This window comes from Gordonia jacobaea (genome assembly GCF_001186365.1).
In the GTDB taxonomy this organism is placed as follows: domain Bacteria; phylum Actinomycetota; class Actinomycetes; order Mycobacteriales; family Mycobacteriaceae; genus Gordonia; species Gordonia jacobaea.
On the sequence record NZ_LDTZ01000007.1, the window covers coordinates 1 to 746 of the forward strand.

Below are 746 nucleotides of genomic sequence, written 5' to 3' on the forward strand. Positions count from 1 at the left end.
TAACCTCGATCCACCGATTCGTATTCGTTTGGGCGGTGAGGGATAGACGAAATGCCCTGTCTGAGTGACAGAATGGGAATTGTCTAGGTTTCCATCCGTGCACGCAGAAGGGCATCTCGTAGATGCGATTGTCTCACAGTCATCCGGTCCGGTCTGCATCCTGTGATGATCCGAATCTCCTCGGCGCGGCGGGGTTGGTGCCGGTGATGACGTTGGCCGAGCAAGCGGGCCTGTCGGGGTTGGCTCTCGAGCATCTGACGGTGCCGACCGACAAGGGCGCCAATCCGGATCGGAAGGTGTTCTCGCTGGTCGCGGGCATGGTGGCCGGTGCCGACAGCATCGATGACATGGCCGTACTGCGGCACGGTGCGATGGGGAAGGTGTTCGACCATCCGTATGCCCCGTCGACGTTGGGGTCGTTTCTGCGCGAGTTCCGGTTCGGGCATGTCCGGCAATTGGATGCGATCGCCGCCCGCACGCTCGCTGGCCTGCACACCCACACCCCGGTACTGGCCGGGATCGACGGGCCGGTGATGGTCGACATCGACGACTCGATCATCGAGGTCCACGGCCCGGCCAAACAGGGCGCTGGGTTCGGCTACACCCGGGTACGGGGGCTCAACTCGGCGATCACCACCATCAGCACCGCCCACGGTGCACCGGTGATCGCTGCTCAACGACTACGCAAAGGAGCATGCAATTCCGCCCGCGGAGCCCATCGGTTGATCGCCGACACACTGGCTAGC

1 protein-coding gene is annotated in these 746 nt (G+C 63.1%); it reads left to right on the top strand.

Translation table 11 applies throughout. The annotated features are described in order from the left end of the window. Window positions 1–122: 122 nt before the first annotated feature. The coding region (locus ABW18_RS00040) for a hypothetical protein (protein WP_049697016.1) at window positions 123–746 on the top strand (624 nt) is incomplete at its 3' end.